Source organism: Paraburkholderia sp. MM5384-R2 (assembly GCF_014201025.1).
Lineage (GTDB): Bacteria > Pseudomonadota > Gammaproteobacteria > Burkholderiales > Burkholderiaceae > Paraburkholderia > Paraburkholderia tuberum.
Genome location: NZ_JACHDI010000012.1, coordinates 1 through 17,114 on the forward strand (window position 1 = coordinate 1; position 17,114 = coordinate 17,114).

General features: G+C 65.6%; 8 protein-coding genes. 5 read left to right on the top strand and 3 right to left on the bottom strand.

All coding sequences use genetic code 11. From position 1 onward, the window contains the following. Positions 1–306 precede the first annotated feature (306 nt). From HDG37_RS19560 to HDG37_RS19570, 3 genes are all read right to left on the bottom strand, one after another. Positions 307–1,737, bottom strand: a complete 1,431-nt coding sequence (locus tag HDG37_RS19560; RefSeq protein WP_184050513.1) for a cytochrome c — start codon at positions 1,735–1,737, stop codon at positions 307–309. A 20-nt stretch (positions 1,738–1,757) separates the two neighbouring features. Next, positions 1,758–3,359, bottom strand: a complete 1,602-nt coding sequence (locus HDG37_RS19565; protein WP_184050515.1) for a GMC family oxidoreductase — start codon at positions 3,357–3,359, stop codon at positions 1,758–1,760. Between the two features lie 109 nt (positions 3,360–3,468). Next, positions 3,469–4,095 (bottom strand): sugar dehydrogenase complex small subunit, encoded by a 627-nt coding sequence (locus HDG37_RS19570; RefSeq protein ID WP_184050517.1) that lies wholly within the window; start codon positions 4,093–4,095, stop codon positions 3,469–3,471. 336 nt (positions 4,096–4,431) lie between these two features. Here HDG37_RS19570 and HDG37_RS19575 point away from each other — a divergent pair, with 336 nt between their 5' ends. The 5 genes from HDG37_RS19575 to glgX all read left to right on the top strand — a co-directional run bounded on the left by HDG37_RS19575 (position 4,432) and on the right by glgX (position 17,074). Continuing rightward, positions 4,432–5,094: a DUF1345 domain-containing protein gene (locus HDG37_RS19575; protein ID WP_184050519.1), complete on the top strand. Its 663-nt coding sequence runs from the start codon at positions 4,432–4,434 to the stop codon at positions 5,092–5,094. Positions 5,095–5,625: 531 nt separating this feature from the next. Next, a complete protein-coding gene (locus HDG37_RS19580; protein ID WP_184050521.1) occupies positions 5,626–9,078 on the top strand; it encodes a maltotransferase domain-containing protein in 3,453 nt (1,150 codons plus the stop codon). Beyond that, positions 9,075–12,542 (top strand): maltose alpha-D-glucosyltransferase, encoded by a 3,468-nt coding sequence (gene treS, locus HDG37_RS19585; RefSeq protein ID WP_184050523.1) that lies wholly within the window; start codon positions 9,075–9,077, stop codon positions 12,540–12,542. The genes HDG37_RS19580 and treS overlap by 4 nt, the downstream gene beginning before the upstream one ends. Next, positions 12,535–14,745, top strand: coding sequence for a 1,4-alpha-glucan branching protein GlgB (gene glgB / locus HDG37_RS19590; protein ID WP_184050525.1), 2,211 nt, complete (start codon positions 12,535–12,537; stop codon positions 14,743–14,745). Before treS ends, glgB begins: the two co-directional genes overlap by 8 nt. 115 nt (positions 14,746–14,860) lie before the next feature. Next, positions 14,861–17,074, top strand: coding sequence for a glycogen debranching protein GlgX (glgX, locus tag HDG37_RS19595; RefSeq protein WP_184050527.1), 2,214 nt, complete (start codon positions 14,861–14,863; stop codon positions 17,072–17,074). Positions 17,075–17,114 lie beyond the last annotated feature (40 nt).

Consider the following 17,114-nt stretch of genomic DNA (forward strand, 5'->3'; position numbering starts at 1 on the left):
CAGGCGCGGCAGCGCGGGTCCCGCAGTTCGGCAAACGCATCCATGATCGGTGGCATCTCTCGTCCGGCAAAAATCGAGAGTAAACCTGAGCCAGCAAATGTTTACAACAACCTTTTCTGCTCTCAGCCTTGATTCATGGGGGCCTTCATGCGGAAGCCCTGCCTATCGTATCCGCACGCTTCATCGAGCAAGAAAGACATCGAACGACGCAAAAATGACGCTGAAACGGCACATTTGCGGTATGCGTTACCGGAAATGCACGTTTGCGCGAGTCACTCCTGGCGCGCGCCCGAGTCGTCCCGCGCGCTATTGCAGCGTGCGCAGCTTCGCCACCTGGTCGGCCGCGATCGTCGCCTGCGGATTGCCGAACTGTTTCGTCACGTAGTTGGTGATCGCCGCGATCTGCTCGTCGTCGAGATGGCCGCCGAACCCGGGCATCAGCACGTCCGCGTGCGCGGTCGTGCGATTCACGCCGTGCAGAATGACCAACGCGAGATTGTTCGCGTCGTTCGCGCCGACCGTCGAGTTGTGGATCAGCGACGGATACGCGCCCGGCGCGCTCGCGCCCACGCCCTGCCCGGTCCAGCCATGACAGGTCGCGCAATTGGCGACGAACAGCTGCGCGCCGTTCACGCCGGTGATCGCGGTGCCGCGTATGGCGGTGACGTCGCTGGCCGGCTTGCCCCATTGATGACGGGGACGCGCGTCGCCGCCGCTCACGGCCGGCACCGAACGCAAGAACACGACGATCGAGCGCAGATCCACCGGCGTCAGGTACTGCGTGCTGTTCGCGACCACTTCGCCCATCGGGCCGGCCGCGTTTGCGCGGCTCGGCGCCGCGCCGGTCGACAGATACGCCGTGAGTTCGTCGTCGCGCCAGTCGCCGACGCCGCTCAGCTTGTCCGGCGTGATATTGAACGCATGCCAGCCGGCCTGCACCGCACCGGAGAAACGCCCGCTCGACTTCAGCCCCTGCATGAAATTGCGCGGTGTATGGCATTCCTCGCAATGCGCGAGCCCTTCGACCAGATACGCGCCTCGGTTCCATTCGGGGCTCTGTTTCGGGTCTGGCACGAAGCGCCCCTCGGTGAAGTTGAACATGTTCCAGAACACCATTAGCCAGCGCTGATTGAACGGGAACTTGAGGCTGTTCGAGGGCGGCGTGTAGTGAATCGGCGCGAGCGTGTTCAGATACGCGCGAATCGCGAGCACGTCCTGTTCGGTCACGCGTGTGTAGGCGGTGTACGGGAACGCCGGATAGAGCCGCTCGCCGCCTTTGCCGATGCCTTCGTGCATCGCGCGCATGAAATCGGCGTCGCTCCATTGGCCGATGCCGGTGTCGGGATCGGGCGTGATGTTCGGCGTCACGATCGTGCCGAACGGTGTGCTGATCGGCAGGCCGCCCGCGAATGGGCGCGACTTGTCCGCCGTATGGCAGGCCGCGCAATCGGCAGCACGGGTCAGGTATTGGCCGCGCTTCACGAGTTCGCCATTCGCGGCCTTGCCGGCGAGCATGGCCGGACCGCCGACCGCAGCCTGCGCCGCGTCGTCGGCGCGCGCCTGGGTGATCGGCATTTCGTCGGTCGAGTCTGCGTCCGGGCCGTGCGACTCGTGCCACGCTATCGACAGCGCAAGCAGCGAAAACGCGGCCGCGAGCGCCGCGCCGCCGAAGCGGCGGCGCTGGTTGACGTGCATCAGCACAGGGTCCGGCTGCGCGCGACAGGTGTTCTTCGTCATTGTGGCTCTCCGGTCGGCGCTCAGATTTCGCGCTTCAGCTTGTCGCCCAGTTTCAGCGACAGTGCAGCGATCGTCAGCGTGCAGTCCACCGACGCGGCGGTTGGCATCACGCCGCTACTCGCGATGAACAGGTTCGAATGATCGTGCGTGCGGCAGTCCGCGTCGACGACCGAACTCGCCGCATCGCTGCCCATGATCGTCGTGCCCATGATGTGATTGTTGGGCGCGAAGCTGTCGTCGAACGAGACCTCGGTGCCGCCGAATAGCGTCGCGATCTGCGCATACAGTCCGTGCGTATTGGCGGCGCTCTTCTTCACGTAGTCGTTGATCGAGTAGTAGATCTCGGGCTGAGGAATCCCGAGCGCGTCCTTGTGATCTGCCAACGGCACGATGCGGTTCTGCGGCTCCGGCAGATGTTCGTGAAAGCTGTTGATGTTCAGCGTGCGCGCCGCGCGGTCGCGAATCTGCCGGTCGAGCTCGGCGCCGGTCAGGCCTTTTTTCAGCAGGTCGGCGGTGACGCCCATCGTCGGCACGCCGTTCGACAAATGCAGCTTCTTCGACGAGTAATCGGAGCGGAACGCGCCGTCGCGGAAGTTGACGATCGAGGTCATCTCCATCGGGCCACGGCCGGGCCACAGCGGTTCGTCGGCGAGACACGTGACGCCGGTGCCGGGATGGTCCATCAGGTTGCGGCCCACCTGATCGGAGCTGTTGCCGACGCCGTGCGGGAATTTGTCGGAGGTCGACATCAACATCAGCTTCGGCGTTTCGATGCCGTTCGCCGCGAGCACGAACAGCTTGCCGGTGACGCGTGTGCTATTGCCGTTCGGGTCCTTGTAGTGGACCGCGGTGATGAGCCCTTTGTCGTCCGCTTCGATGCGATACACGACCGCTTCGGGAATCAGTTTCGCGCCGGCCTGCTCGGCCTTCTCCGCGTGAATCACGCCGTTGTACATCGCGGCGATCGGGCAGATCGGCATGCAGTTGTTGTTGCCGCAGCAGGTGGGCCGCGCATCGTACGGACGGCTGTTGCGCGCGACCGGTTCGGGCACGACCTTGAAGCCCTGCGCGTTGAGCACGTCGCTGAACCGCTGATCCATGTACGACAGTGGCAGCTGCTGCATCGGATAGGGCTTCGAGCGCGGCGAACCGAGATCGATCGAACTATCGGGACCGGACACGCCGAGCTGCACTTCGGCGGCCACGTACCACGGCTCGAGCGTTTCGTACGGATACGGCCAGTCGCGCCCGACGCCATACAGCTTGCGCAACTGGAAGTCCGACGGCAGCAGCCGCCACGCGGCGGCCGCCCCGTGCCAGGTCGTGCCGCCGACGAGCCGCACGTATTGTGAGTTGTACGGATAATCGCCCTTCTGGATCAGGTAGTTGTTCGCGGGCGCGTACTCGGGATGCGGCGCGTAAGGCGTCGACGGATACGGCGTCGCGAAGTCGAACTTGGCCGGCGAGTTGCGGAAGTTCTCGACGATCTGCCAGCGCGGAATGCGCGGCCCCGCTTCGAGCAGGATTACCGACGCGCCCGCCAGCGCCAGCTGATGCGCAACCAGACTGCCGGCGACACCGGAGCCGACCACGACGATATCGGCGGATTGTGTGTTTGCCATCGTTTCTCTCTTCGATGCCCTGCCTGTTGCGGGCTTTGTTCGTGCGACGCTTGCGGGTCCGGCGTGCTGGTTGCGCTGCTGGCGTGGCCCGCTCGCGGGCTCGCGCGGCTCATGCGGGCGTCGGCTTCTGCGTCCAGTAGAACGGCACGTCGCGGCAATAGGAGGGAATCGTGAGCACGTCTTGCACGGGCTCGAACATCAGCGCCTTTTCATACGCGATCACCTGGACGTGCGGCATGTCGCCGACGAGGCCCAGGTACCACGCGCGCATGATCGCGCCGACCGTTTTCGCGAGCGCGGGCTGGTCGGTCTGCAGCGCCTGCGTGACCGTATCGGACGGCACGCCGCCGTGGCCTTGCAGCCACGTGTTGAGTGCCGCGACGTTCTGCGCGAACTGGTTATCGGCACGCGACAGCGCATCGTAGACACGTTGGCCAAGCACGGTATCGAAACTGCTACGACCGGTGAGGTGTTGCGAAAGCGCGAGGAAGGCATCGAGTCCGCCCCCGGCTAGCCGCGTATCGGCGAAGGCGGGCGCGATCCACGACAGCGAACGGTTCGCGCCGGCGAACGCGAGCGCCGCGGCCGTCGCGCACGAGCCGAGCACCCAGGCCCTGCGCGAAGCGGAAAACGACGGCGGCAAGCCGGTGAAACGTGTGGCATTGCGATAAGACTTCGCTCCTTGCCGATGCGTCACGTGGGGATGCGCATCGTTATCCTCAGGAACATCTGTCATGGGGGCTCCAGATGATGAGTCGTTCTCGACGAGCAGCGCGGCGAGGGCATGATGCCGTTCGCCTGCCGCTTCGTTTGCTCTTCCCCAAACCTGGTCTTACGCCGCTTCAGCGGTCTCGTATCCGTGCGCGTGATTCACGCGCGCCGCATTTGCGGTGTTGCATGCATGACCGCAACGATTGCTGCCGTTTTCTGCCAATCGCCTTTCAAGTGAAAGCGGCGCGCAAGGCCGCCGCGAAAGACTATAGCCTGTGACCCACCATTCGACAATCGGTCCGCGTTGCACGCGTAGAATCCGCGACACCGACTGCCCTACACTTCGTCGTTCATCGAGTCCATGTCCATCAACTACTATCCCCAGCTTCTTCGCAATCGGCCCCGCACGGTGATCGGCCTCGTGATCGGGATCGTCGTCGCGTTCCTAGTGCCCGGTCATACGAGTCCGATCGCCCGCACACTGATCGGCTGGGACGCGGCCATCTGGAGCTACCTGCTGATGATCTGGGTGCATATGGCTCTTGCCGACGAGCACCGCGTGCGCGAATACGCGATGCGCGACGACGAAAACGCGGGCGTCGTGCTGGTCGTCATCTGCGTCGCGACGATCGCGAGCGTCGCCGCGATCGTGCTCGAACTCGCGTCGGCCAAGGGCGCGGGCGGCGCAACGACCGTCTGGCACTACCTGCTGACCGGTCTGACGCTGATCGGCGCATGGTTTCTGATTCCGACGATCTTCACGCTGCACTACGCGCGCCTCTACTTCGACACGGACGCGCAAGAGACCGCGTTGAAGTTTCCCGATCACCATTTGCTGCCGAACTACTGGGACTTCCTGTACTACTCGTTCACGATCGCGGTCGCGTCGCAGACTTCCGATGTCGTGTTGCGCTCACGCGAAATTCGCCGCGCGACGCTCGCCCAATCGATCCTGTCGTTCTACTTCAACGTCGCGGTGCTCGGCCTGTGCGTGAACATCGCGGCGGGGCTGCTGGGTTCGTGACACGGCCGCTGCGCGGCGTTCGGATGAATTTCATGCGAATGCCACCCGCGTGCCACATGGCTGCCGCGCGAGCGGCACCCAGGCTTCACGCGTCCGCTTGAACCGCATCCCGTGCAACGCGGGGCCGCCCGTGTAAAACCGGCCCCGCACCACCCCGTTTTACATGCCGGCCTCCCGCGGCGTGCGTAACAATGCCCGCATTTTTGCGCGCGCTCCGTGCGCGCGCGCACCTTCGGCACCCGCCATCTCACCGTAACCTCCCCGTTTCCGCGCTAGCGCGGTGCCCGGCTGCCCGCGCGTTGGCACACGGTTTGCTCCTTTCCGCGACGAGTGACGACCAGTCCCGCGAGACCGGCGTCTGGCGTCAAAGCACCCGCGACTGGCCAGCGGCGCGACGATCTTTGCACTACATTGACCAGTACGTGCCCCCGCTGACGCATCGCGCGGTATCCGGCTCGGGAAGCCCAATGAGCGCTGTGATCGCATGCCAAGTGCATCCACACCGCAGCAGGACAACTCTGGAAACGACCGATGGAATCTCCAAACGGGTACGCGCCGCGGATTTACTTTTTTCATTCTCTTCTCGTCGGGCCCCTCGATGCCTGGCCCGCGCAGTTCGCTCATGCGGCCGGGCTCGGCTTCGATCATGCGTTGATCGGCGGGCTGTTCGAGCCCGGCCAGGCCGGCCATGGCCAGGTGGTCGGCAATCACGCTCGGCTGCATCCGGTGTTCGAGGCGCAGCATTCGGTGCACGAAGCCGTGCGCATGCTCGCCGATGCCGCGCGCCGCAACAACCTGACGCTGCTGGTCGATCTCGTGATCGACCGCATGGCCGCGGACGGCGTGCTGTACAGCGAGCATTCGGACTGGTTTCATGCGCGTGAGTCCGAGCTCGCACGGCTCGATCCGCGCCACGTGCATCGCGAAGACAACGTTGCCTACGCGAATTTCGACGACCCCGCGACGAGTGCCTCGCTGAGCGTCTGGTGGACCCAGCAACTGCTCGCGCTCGCCGAGGCGGGTGTCGGCGGGTTCCGTTTCGATTCGCCGCATCGCGTGCCGGCTGCCGCATGGCGGCACCTCGGCGATGAAGTGCGCGCGAAGCATCCGCGCGTGCGCTTTCTCGCCGCAACGCCGGGCCTGTCGCGCGGCGATCTGCCCGGTCTCGAAGCAGCCGGCTTCGACAGCGCGTTTTCGTCGATGCGCTGGTGGGATTTCCGTTCGAGCTGGATGGCCGAGGAGCATGCGGCGCTCGCGCGCGTTGGTGCGCCGATCGCCTTTCCCGAAGCACCGTACGGTACCCGCCTCGCCGCCGAGCTGAGCGACGTGCATGATGCGGCGATCGTCGAGCGGGCGTATCGACGCGCGCTGTTCACGTCGGTTGCATTGGGCAGCGGCTGGATGATGCCGATGGGCTTCGAATACGGCATCGCCGAACCGATGTCGCAAACGCGCGGCGACGCCGCGCAGTTCGCCCGCGCCGCGCAGTCGCGCCGCTTCGATCTGAACGCCGCCGTCACCCAGGCCAACGACTTCGCGCGCAACACGCCGACACTGCACGCGAACGGTGAATTGCGCCCATTGAGCGGCCCCGGCGCATCGGCCGCGGTTCTGCTGCGCGGCGACGCAGCCGATCTGCGCGACGCCGGCGAAGCAGTCCTGATCGTCGTGAATCCCGAACTCGGCGCGCCAGTGCGTGTCGATCCCGCGCGCTTCCTCGCGGGCGTGCCGGGCAGCTTTACGCGCTTCGCGCCGCTCGACGCGCGCGGCCGAACCGAACCCGCGGCACTCGCGCCGTTCGCGCTCGCGCCCGGTGCGGTGCGGCTGCTGCGCGCGTTCGCGGAACAGCCGATCTGCCTCGCGCCGCCGATCGACAAGGCGAACAGCAAGCGCAGCGGCCGCAAGACAGTGCTCGACGCGATCGAAGCGCCGCGCGTCGCGATCGAGAGCGTGTCGCCGTCGGTGGAGAACGGTCGCTTCGCGGCCAAGCGCAGCGTCGGCGAGCGCGCGGAAATTCGCGCGGCGATCTTCGCCGAAGGTCACGACAAGATCGCGGGTGCCGTGCTGTGGCGCGCGGCCGACGAAACCGCGTGGCACGAAGAACTGATGTCGCCCGCGCCGCCGGCCGGGCTCGACTTGTGGAGCGCGCGCATTCCGCTCGAGCGGATCGGCCGCTACGAGTTCACCGTGATCGCGTGGCGCGACGACTTCGCGTCGCTCGTCGAGCACATCCAGAAGAAGCTGAAGGCGAACCAGACCGTCGAGATAGAACTCGACGAAGCCGCGCATCTGTTCGCGCTCGTGCTCGCCGAAGTCGAGACGACCGAAGGCGCCGACAAGGAGCCGCTCGAACACATCGTGCGCGACTTCCAGAAGGCCGACGCCGAACAGAAGCTCGCAGTGATTCTCGCGCCCGCCACAGCGAAGGCAATGACCGCTGCGCGCCATCGCCCGTTTCTGAGCCGCGACCCCGTGATCTACAAGATCGACGCGGAACGCACGGCCGCCTATTTCGCGAGCTGGTACGAGATCTTCCCGCGCTCGATGAGCGACGACGAGTCGCGCCACGGCACGTTCGCGGACGTGAGCGCGAAGCTGCCGCGCATCCGCGACATGGGCTTCGACGTGCTGTACTTCCCGCCGATCCACCCGATCGGCCTCGCGAACCGCAAGGGCCGCAACAACACGCTGACCACGCAGCCGGGCGATGTGGGCAGTCCCTATGCGATCGGCGCCGCCGAGGGCGGTCACACCGCCGTGCATCCGCAACTCGGCACGCTCGACGATTTCAAGGCGATGCTCGCCGCCGCGCATGCGCATGGCCTCGAGATCGCGCTCGACTTCGCGATCCAGTGCTCGCCCGATCACCCGTGGCTGAAGGAGCATCCGACGTGGTTCGCGTGGCGCCCCGACGGCACGCTGCGCTACGCCGAGAATCCGCCGAAGAAGTATCAGGACATCGTCAACCCGGACTTCTACGCGCACGACGCCAAGCCCGGCCTGTGGCTCGCGTTGCGCGACGTGATCCTGTTCTGGGTCGACGCGGGCGTGCGCATCTTCCGCGTCGACAATCCGCACACCAAGCCGCTGCCGTTCTGGGAATGGATGATCGCCGACGTGCGCGCGCGCCACCCCGACACGATCTTTCTCGCCGAAGCGTTCACGCGGCCGCGCATGATGAACCGGCTCGGCAAGATCGGCTTCTCGCAGTCGTACACGTACTTCACGTGGCGCGAGTCGAAGCGCGATTTCACCGAGTACATGGGCGAACTCACGCAGACCGGCGCACGCGATTTCTATCGGCCGAACTTCTTCGTCAATACGCCGGACATCAACCCGCGCCATCTGCAATCGCAGGGACGCACGGGCTTTCTGATCCGCGCGGCGCTGGCCGCGACCCTGGCCGGCCTGTGGGGCGCGTATAGCGGCTTCGAACTGTGCGAGGCCACCGCGCTGCCGAACAGCGAAGAGTATCTGGACTCCGAAAAGTATCAGTTGCGGGCGTGGGACTGGCACCGGCCCGGCAATATCGTCGGCGAGATCACCGCACTGAACCGCATCCGTCGCGCGAATCCGGCGCTGCAAACGCATCTCGGTCTCACGTTCCTCGCCGCGCACAACGACCACATCCTGTGCTTCGAGAAAGCGACCGAATCGCGCGACAACGTGATCGTCGTCGCGATCAATCTCGATCCGTTCAACGAACAGGGCGCGGACATCGAGTTGTCGTGGGACACGTTCCAGCGCTGGCATCTACACGATCACGCCACGCTCGAAGTGATCGACCAGATGACCGGCGCACGCTTCGAATGGCACGGACGCTGGCAACACGTGCGGCTCGGCTCGGGCCAACCCTTCTCGATCTGGCGAATCGCGCCGCCAGGCGGCCTGCCCGCCGATCGCCCCGAGGAGAGCGACCACGATCCCGACAGCGCTCCTCACGCAGACGCTGTCAACCCAACCTGGATGGAAGGTGGAACATGAAGCGCGACGATCCAGCCCAAACCGCGCACGAGGCGCAAACGGCCGTGGCCGTCGGCACCGCGGCGAAGGTACGCACGCGCCGCCGCGGCAAACCCGCGGCCCTCAGCGACGATCCGCTGTGGTACAAGGACGCGATCATCTATCAGGTGCACATCAAGTCGTTCTTCGATGGGAACAACGACGGCGTCGGCGATTTCCCCGGTCTGATGGCCAAGCTCGACTACATCGCCGAGCTCGGCGTCAACGCGATCTGGCTGCTGCCGTTCTATCCGTCGCCACGCCGGGACGACGGCTACGACATCGCCGACTACCGCAACGTGCATCCCGACTACGGTCAGCTCGCGGACGTGCGGCGCTTCATCCAGGAAGCGCACGCGCGCGGCATCCGCGTGATCACCGAGCTCGTCATCAACCACACGTCGGATCAGCACCCGTGGTTCCAGCGCGCGCGGCGCGCGAAGCCCGGCTCGAACTATCGCAACTACTACGTGTGGTCCGATACCGATCAGAAATACCCGGAGACTCGCATCATCTTCATCGACTCGGAGCCGTCGAACTGGACGCACGATCCGGTTGCGGGCGCGTACTACTGGCACCGCTTCTACTCGCACCAGCCCGATCTGAACTTCGACAATCCGGCGGTGTTGAAAGAGGTGCTGCAGGTGATGCGTTTCTGGCTCGACATGGGCATCGACGGGCTGCGGCTCGATGCGGTGCCATACCTCGTCGAACGTGAAGGCACCAACAACGAGAACCTGCCTGAGACGCACGAGGTCCTGAAGCGGATTCGCGCGACCATCGACGCCGAGTACCCGAACCGGATGCTGCTCGCCGAGGCGAACCAGTGGCCCGAGGACGTGAAGGAGTATTTCGGCAACGAAGACGAATGCCATATGGCGTTCCACTTCCCGCTGATGCCGCGCATCTACATGTCGATCGCGAGCGAAGACCGCTTCCCGATCACCGACATCATGAAGCAGACACCGGAACTCCCCGAATCGAACCAGTGGGCGATCTTCCTGCGCAATCACGACGAGCTGACGCTCGAAATGGTCACCGATTCCGAGCGTGACTATTTGTGGAACACCTATGCGAGCGATCGCCGCGCACGTTTGAATCTCGGCATTCGCCGCCGTCTCGCGCCGCTGATGGAGCGTGACCGCCGCCGCATCGAGCTGATCAACTCGCTGCTGCTGTCGATGCCCGGCACGCCGGTCATCTACTACGGCGACGAACTCGGCATGGGCGACAACATCCACCTCGGCGACCGCGACGGCGTGCGCACGCCGATGCAGTGGTCGTCGGATCGCAACGGCGGCTTCTCGCGCGCCGACCCTGAGCAACTGGTGCTGCCGCCCGTGATGGGTACGCTGTACGGCTTCGACGCGGTCAACGTCGAAGCGCAGAGCCGCGACCCGCATTCGCTGCTGAACTGGACCCGCCGCATGCTTGCGACGCGGCGCGCGAAGCAGACCTTCGGACGCGGCACGATCCGCTTTTTGAAGCCTGAAAACCGCAAGATTCTCGCGTATCTGCGCGAGATGCCCGGCGAGGCGCCGATCCTGTGCGTCGCGAATCTGTCGCGCGCGCCGCAGGCGGTCGAGCTCGAGCTGTCAGAATTCAACGGCTTCGTGCCGATCGAGATGACCGCCGATTCGGTGTTCCCCGCGATCGGTCAGCTGACCTATCTGCTGACGTTCCCGCCCTACGGCTTCCTGTGGTTCATGCTGTGCGAAGGCGGCGGGCGGCCGACATGGGCGCAGGCGCATTCCGAGCCGCTGCCCGAGTTCGTCACGATCGTGATCCGCGAAGGACAATCCGGGCCGACACCCGAAAACGTGCGGCTGCTGGAATCCGAGGTGCTGCCGTCGTGGCTGAGCCGGCGCCGCTGGTTCGCATCGAAAGATCAGAAGATGCACGCGGTGCGGCTCGCCGCGCTGACCACGATCCCGAACGGCGGCTTCGCCTTCACTGAAATCGAAGCGGACGTCGGCGACCACACCGAGCGCTACGTGGTGCCGATCGCGATCACATGGGGCGGCGAAACCACCACGCCGCTGTTTCTACAACTGGCGCTTGCACGCGTGCGGCGGGGCCGCAACGTCGGCCATCTGACCGACGCGTTCTCGCTGCCGATCTTCGCGCACAACGTGCTGCGCAAGCTGCGCGAGCGCGCGGTCGTGCCGACCGTGCAGAAGAGCGAGATCAAGTTCCTGCCGACCGAGCGCTTCGCCGAACTCGACGCTCTCGGCGAGCGGCCCGAGATTCGCTGGCTCGCGGCCGAACAGAGCAACAGCTCGCTGATCGTCGCCGATGCCGCGGTGCTGAAGCTGGTGCGGCGGCTCGTCAGCGGCATCCATCCGGAAGCGGAAATCAGCCGCTATCTGACGCAGCTCGGCTATGCGAACACCGCGCCGCTGTATGGCGAAGTGGTGCGCGTCGATCCTGAGGGCGTGCCGCATACGCTCGCGATCCTGCAGGGCTTTATCGACAATCAGGGCGACGCGTGGAACTGGTCGCTCGATTATCTGCGCCGCTCGGTCGACGAACTCGCGATCGCGATCGACACCGAAACGCAGACCGTATCCGATCGCACGAACGAGTCGATTCTGCTGGACGGTTACGGCGAACTCGCGGGCATCATCGGCCGCCGGCTCGGTGAGTTGCACGTCGCGCTCGCCACGCCGAGCGACGACCCCGCGTTCGCGCCGGAACCGGCCAACGCCGACCAGGTGAAGGCATGGGTCGACGCGACGCAGACGATGCTCGCGACCGCGCTCGATCTGCTCGCGACGCGCATCGCGGACATGAGCGACGCGGACACGAAGGGGCTCGCGCAAAGTCTGATCGATCGCCGCGCCGCGCTCGTCGAGGCCGTCGACAAGCTGGTGCCGGGCGACGCAGGCGCGTTGCGCATCCGCATCCATGGCGACTTCCATCTCGGCCAGGTGCTGGTCGCGCACGGCGACGCATATCTGATCGATTTCGAAGGCGAGCCCGCGCGTTCGCTCGACGAGCGTCGCCAGAAATCGAGCCCGTTGCGTGACGTGGCCGGTCTGATGCGCTCGCTGTCGTATGCGAGCGCAGCCGCGCAATCGACCACCGAAAGCGCGCCGCAACAGACCGCCGATCGCAAGCGCGCGCTGTTCGAACGCTTCCGCGCGCACGCGACTGGCGCGTTCCTCGCGGAATATCGCGCGGCCGCCGCGCAGTCGCCGACGCCGCTCGTCGCGCCCGAATCCGAGGAGGCGCTGCTCGATCTGTTCCTGATCGAGAAGGCCGCCTACGAAATCCGCTACGAAGCGGCCAACCGACCGGCGTGGCTCGGCTTGCCGGTGCGCGGCCTCGCGGCGCTCGTGAGCCGGCTGCTCGGCGACACCGGCAGGCCGCCGCACCACGATCCGTCAACCCAGGCGCCTGGCGCGGCCACGCCGCCTAACCCGGCCGAGGGCGACTATGAGTGAGCATGATCCGGCCGCAGGCCTTCAACCCGTCGATATCGACGCGCTCGTCGAAGCGCGTCACCCCGATCCGTTTTCGCAGCTCGGGCTGCATCAGACGGACGCGGGGCCGATCGTGCGCGCGCTGCTGCCGAACGCCGCGCACGTCACCGTGATTTCACGCGCTGATGGCGCGACGCTCGGCGAACTCGAACAACTGCGCCCTGGCCTGTTCGCGGGCCGCATCACGTCGGCGATGCCGTATCGCTTGCGCATCGACTGGCATGGTGTGGTGCAGGAAGTGGAGGATACCTATTCGTTTGCTCCGGTGCTCGGCGACGAACCGCTCGAACGTCTCGCGCGCGGCGATCCGTACGCGGTGCTCGAATGTCTGGGCGCGCGGCCGGTCGACGTCGACGGTGTGCCAGGCGTGCGCTTTGCGGTGTGGGCGCCGAATGCGCGGCGCGTGTCGGTGGTCGGCGACTTCAATGCGTGGGACGGCCGCCGCCACCCGATGCGGCTGCGTCACCAGGCGGGCGTGTGGGAGCTGTTCGTGCCGCGCGTCGGCGCCGGCACGCGCTACAAGTACGAGCTGCTGTCGCGCGACGGCCATCCGCTGCCGCTGAAGGCCGACCCGTGCGCGATGCAGACGGAAAAGCCGCCGGGCACCGCATCGATCGTCGCACACGTCGACGAGATCGAGCAGTTTCCGTGGAGCGATCACGAGTGGATCCAGTCGCGCGCCGACAAGCAGACCGCGCGCACGCCGATCACGATCTACGAAGTGCACGCGGAGTCGTGGCTGCGCGTCGCCGAGGAAGGCCAGCGTGGTCTCGTCTGGGAAGAGCTCGCCGAGCGGCTGATCCCCTATGCGAAGAGCATGGGCTTCACGCACATCGAATTTCTGCCGATCGCCGAGCATCCGTTCGGCGGTTCGTGGGGCTATCAGCCGCTCGGGCAGTTCGCGCCGTCCGCGCGCTTCGGCAAGCCCGAGCAGTTCGCGCGTTTCGTCGATCGCGCGCACGAAGCAGGCCTCGGCGTGATTCTCGACTGGGTGCCCGCGCATTTCCCGAACGACGCGCATGGCCTGATCGATTTCGACGGCACGCCGCTCTACGAGCATGCCGATCCGCGCGAAGGCTATCACCAGGACTGGAACACGATGATCTACAACCTCGGCCGCAACGAGGTCAGCGCGTTCCTGATCGCGTCGGGGCTCGCGTGGTTGAAGCGCTATCACGTCGACGGCCTGCGCGTCGATGCGGTCGCGTCGATGCTGTATCGCGACTACTCCCGCGCGGCCGGCGAGTGGGTGCCGAACGTCTATGGCGGCCGCGAGAATCTCGAATCGATCGCGTTCCTGAAGCGCTTGAATCACGAGGTCCGCTATGTGCCGGGCGCGCCCGGCGCGATCACGGTCGCCGAGGAATCGACCGCATGGCCGGGCGTGACCGCGCGCCTCGCGGACGGCGGCCTCGGCTTCGACTTCAAGTGGAACATGGGCTGGATGCACGACACCCTGCACTATATGCACGAAGACCCGGTGTATCGCCGGTATCACCACCACAACATGACGTTCGGCATGGTGTACGCATATTCCGAGCGTTTCGTGCTGCCGCTTTCGCACGACGAGGTGGTGCACGGCAAGGGCTCGCTGCTCGGCAAGATGCCCGGCGACCGCTGGCAGCGTTTCGCTAATCTGCGCGCGTACTTCGGTTTCATGTGGACGCACCCGGGCAAGAAGCTGCTGTTCATGGGCGGCGAATTCGGCCAGATGGCGGAGTTCGACCATGACGGCTCGCCGCATTGGCATCTTCTCGACGATTCGAACCACCACGGCGTGCAATTACTGGTGCGCGACCTGAACCATCTGTATCGCAACGAGCCCGCGCTGCATCTGCTCGACAGCGAACCGGGCGGCTTCGAATGGTTGATCGGCGACGACAGCGGCAACAGCGTGTTCGCCTATCGGCGCACCGACGGCGCGGGCCAGGAGTTCGTCGTGGTGTGCAACATGACGCCGGTGCCGCGGCTCGGCTATCGGCTCGGCATGCCGCGCGGCGGACGCTGGGTGGAAGTGCTCAATACCGATGCAGGCGTGTATGGCGGCTCGAACATGGGCAACGGCGGGCTGATTCATTCCGACCATGTATCGAGCCACGGCAGGCCACATTCCGCCGCGCTGATCTTGCCCCCGCTCGCGACGATCGTATTGCGCGCGGACTGAGGAAACGTGCCATAACCCGGGCGCGCGGCGCACAGGCAGCCGCCGCGCGCCCGTTGCATGAAGACCCAGGCAGACCCGAGCTCCAGCTCGACAATCAGAACAGGAAAGGGAAATCATGTCGCATGCGTTGCCCGAGCGGTTGCTGCCCGGCTCGCCGTATCCGCTCGGCGCGAACTGGGATGGGCTGGGCGTCAACTTCGCGGTGTTCTCGGCCAATGCGCAGAAAATCGAGCTATGCCTGTTCGACTCAACCGGCCGCAAGGAGATTCGCCGCTTCACCATGCCCGAATGCACCGACGAGATCTGGCACGGCTATCTGCCGAACGCGCATCCGGGCACCGCGTACGGCTTTCGCGCGCATGGGCCGTATCAGCCGCATTTCGGGCATCGTTTCAATCCGCACAAGCTGCTGCTCGACCCGTATGCGCGCAAGCTCGTCGGGCAGTTTCGCTGGTCCGACGCGCTGTTCGGCTATCGCGTGCATTCGAATCGCGCGGACCTTTCGATCGACCGGCGCGATTCCGCGCCCGCGATGCCCAAGTGCGTCGTGATCGACGAGGCGTTCGACTCGTCGCACGACAGGCGGCCCGACGTGCCGTGGGGCGAAACCGTGATCTACGAAACGCACTTGCGCGGCGCGTCGATGCTGCGCTCCGATCTGCGCCAGCATGAACGCGGCACGTTCGCGGCGCTCGCGTCGCCGGAGTTCATCGAGCATTTGCTGAAGCTCGGCGTGACCGCGGTCGAGCTGCTGCCCGTGCACGCGTTTCTGAACGACCGCTTCCTCGTGGAGCGCGGCCTGCGCAATTACTGGGGCTACAATACGGCGGCGTTCTTCGCGCCGGAGCCGACCTATCTGAGCACGCACCGGCTCGACGAAATGCGCATCGCCGTGCGCCAGCTGCACGCGGCCGGCATCGAGGTGATTCTCGACGTGGTCTACAACCACACTTGCGAAAGCAATGAGATGGGCCCGACCATTTCATGGCGCGGCCTCGACAATGCCAGCTATTACCGGCTGATTCCCGGCGACGAGCGTCACCATATCAACGACACGGGCTGCGGCAACACGGTCAATCTGCCGCATCCGCGCGTGCTGCAGATGGTGATGGATTCACTGCGCTACTGGTCGAGCGCGTTCAATATCGACGGCTTTCGTTTCGATCTCGGCGTGACGCTCGGGCGCGAAAGCCACGGCTTCGATCCGGGCTCGGGCCTGTTCGACGCGTTGCGCCAGGACCCGGTGCTATCGCAACGCAAGCTGATTTCCGAGCCATGGGATCTCGGCCCTGGCGGCTATCAGCTCGGCAATCATCCGCCGGGATTCAGCGAATGGAACGACCGTTTCCGTGACACGGTGCGACGTTTCTGGCGTGGCGACGCCGGCCTGCGGCCCGACCTCGCCGCGCGCCTGACCGGGTCGGCCGATCTGTTCAACCGGCGGCATCGCAAGCCGTGGGCGTCGATCAACTTCGTCACGTCGCATGACGGCTTCACCTTGGCCGATGTCACCGCGTACGAGCAGAAGCACAACGAAGCCAACCTGGAAGACAACAACGACGGCCACAACGAGAATTGCAGCCGCAATTGGGGTCTCGAAGGCGCGACCGACGACCCCGCGATCCTCGCGACCCGCCGTCGCGTGTCGCGCTCGCTGATCGCGACCCTGATGCTCGCGCTCGGCACGCCGATGCTGCTCGCCGGCGACGAAGCGCTGCGCACGCAGCGCGGCAACAACAATGCGTACTGTCAGGATAACGACCTATCCTGGATCGACTGGGACCTCGCGGATTCGCCGGAAGGTCAGCGCATGACCGAGTTCGTCGCGCGCGTGATCGGGTTGCGCAAGCGCCATCCGCTGCTGCGTGAAACGCGCTTTCTGTTCGGCGACCGCGAAGTGCTGCCCGGCCTGTTCGACGTCGGCTGGTTCGACGAACACGGCGATCCGCTGACGATCGAAGCGTGGCAAGACCCGGAAGGACGCGCGTTCACGTTGCGTCGCGCGGGTCCGGGCCTGAATGGCGAAACCGAAGTATTGTTAATGATGCTCAACGCTCACGAGGAACCGCTGCAGTTCGCGCCTCCCGCGCCGCACCTGGAATGGCATGTGCTGTTAGACACGGCCGATCCGGAACGCGCGCCGCAGCGGCTCGCGACGGCCGAACTCGAGGTCGCCGCGCACGGCCTCGTGATACTCGCCGCGCAACCGACCGGTGAAGCGGATTGGCAAGCCGGCTGGGTGGCTGGCGCGCAGCACGGGCCGCGGCTGTTGACCGCGCTGCCGCCCGATCCGGGCGCGCAGACCGCAATCGACGATGGTTCGCAATGAACGATGCACTGCGGCGACCTGGTTCGAGCGCGGATAAATC

What these genes read in the sequence shown, in the direction of transcription:
- HDG37_RS19560 (WP_184050513.1), bottom strand. Translation starts at nt 1,737, where the DNA reads ATGACGAAGAACACCTGTCGCGCGCAGCCGGACCCTGTGCTGATGCAC.
- HDG37_RS19565 (WP_184050515.1), bottom strand. Translation starts at nt 3,359, where the DNA reads ATGGCAAACACACAATCCGCCGATATCGTCGTGGTCGGCTCCGGTGTC.
- HDG37_RS19570 (WP_184050517.1), bottom strand. Translation starts at nt 4,095, where the DNA reads ATGACAGATGTTCCTGAGGATAACGATGCGCATCCCCACGTGACGCAT.
- HDG37_RS19575 (WP_184050519.1), top strand. Translation starts at nt 4,432, where the DNA reads ATGTCCATCAACTACTATCCCCAGCTTCTTCGCAATCGGCCCCGCACG.
- HDG37_RS19580 (WP_184050521.1), top strand. Translation starts at nt 5,626, where the DNA reads ATGGAATCTCCAAACGGGTACGCGCCGCGGATTTACTTTTTTCATTCT.
- treS (WP_184050523.1), top strand. Translation starts at nt 9,075, where the DNA reads ATGAAGCGCGACGATCCAGCCCAAACCGCGCACGAGGCGCAAACGGCC.
- glgB (WP_184050525.1), top strand. Translation starts at nt 12,535, where the DNA reads ATGAGTGAGCATGATCCGGCCGCAGGCCTTCAACCCGTCGATATCGAC.
- glgX (WP_184050527.1), top strand. Translation starts at nt 14,861, where the DNA reads ATGTCGCATGCGTTGCCCGAGCGGTTGCTGCCCGGCTCGCCGTATCCG.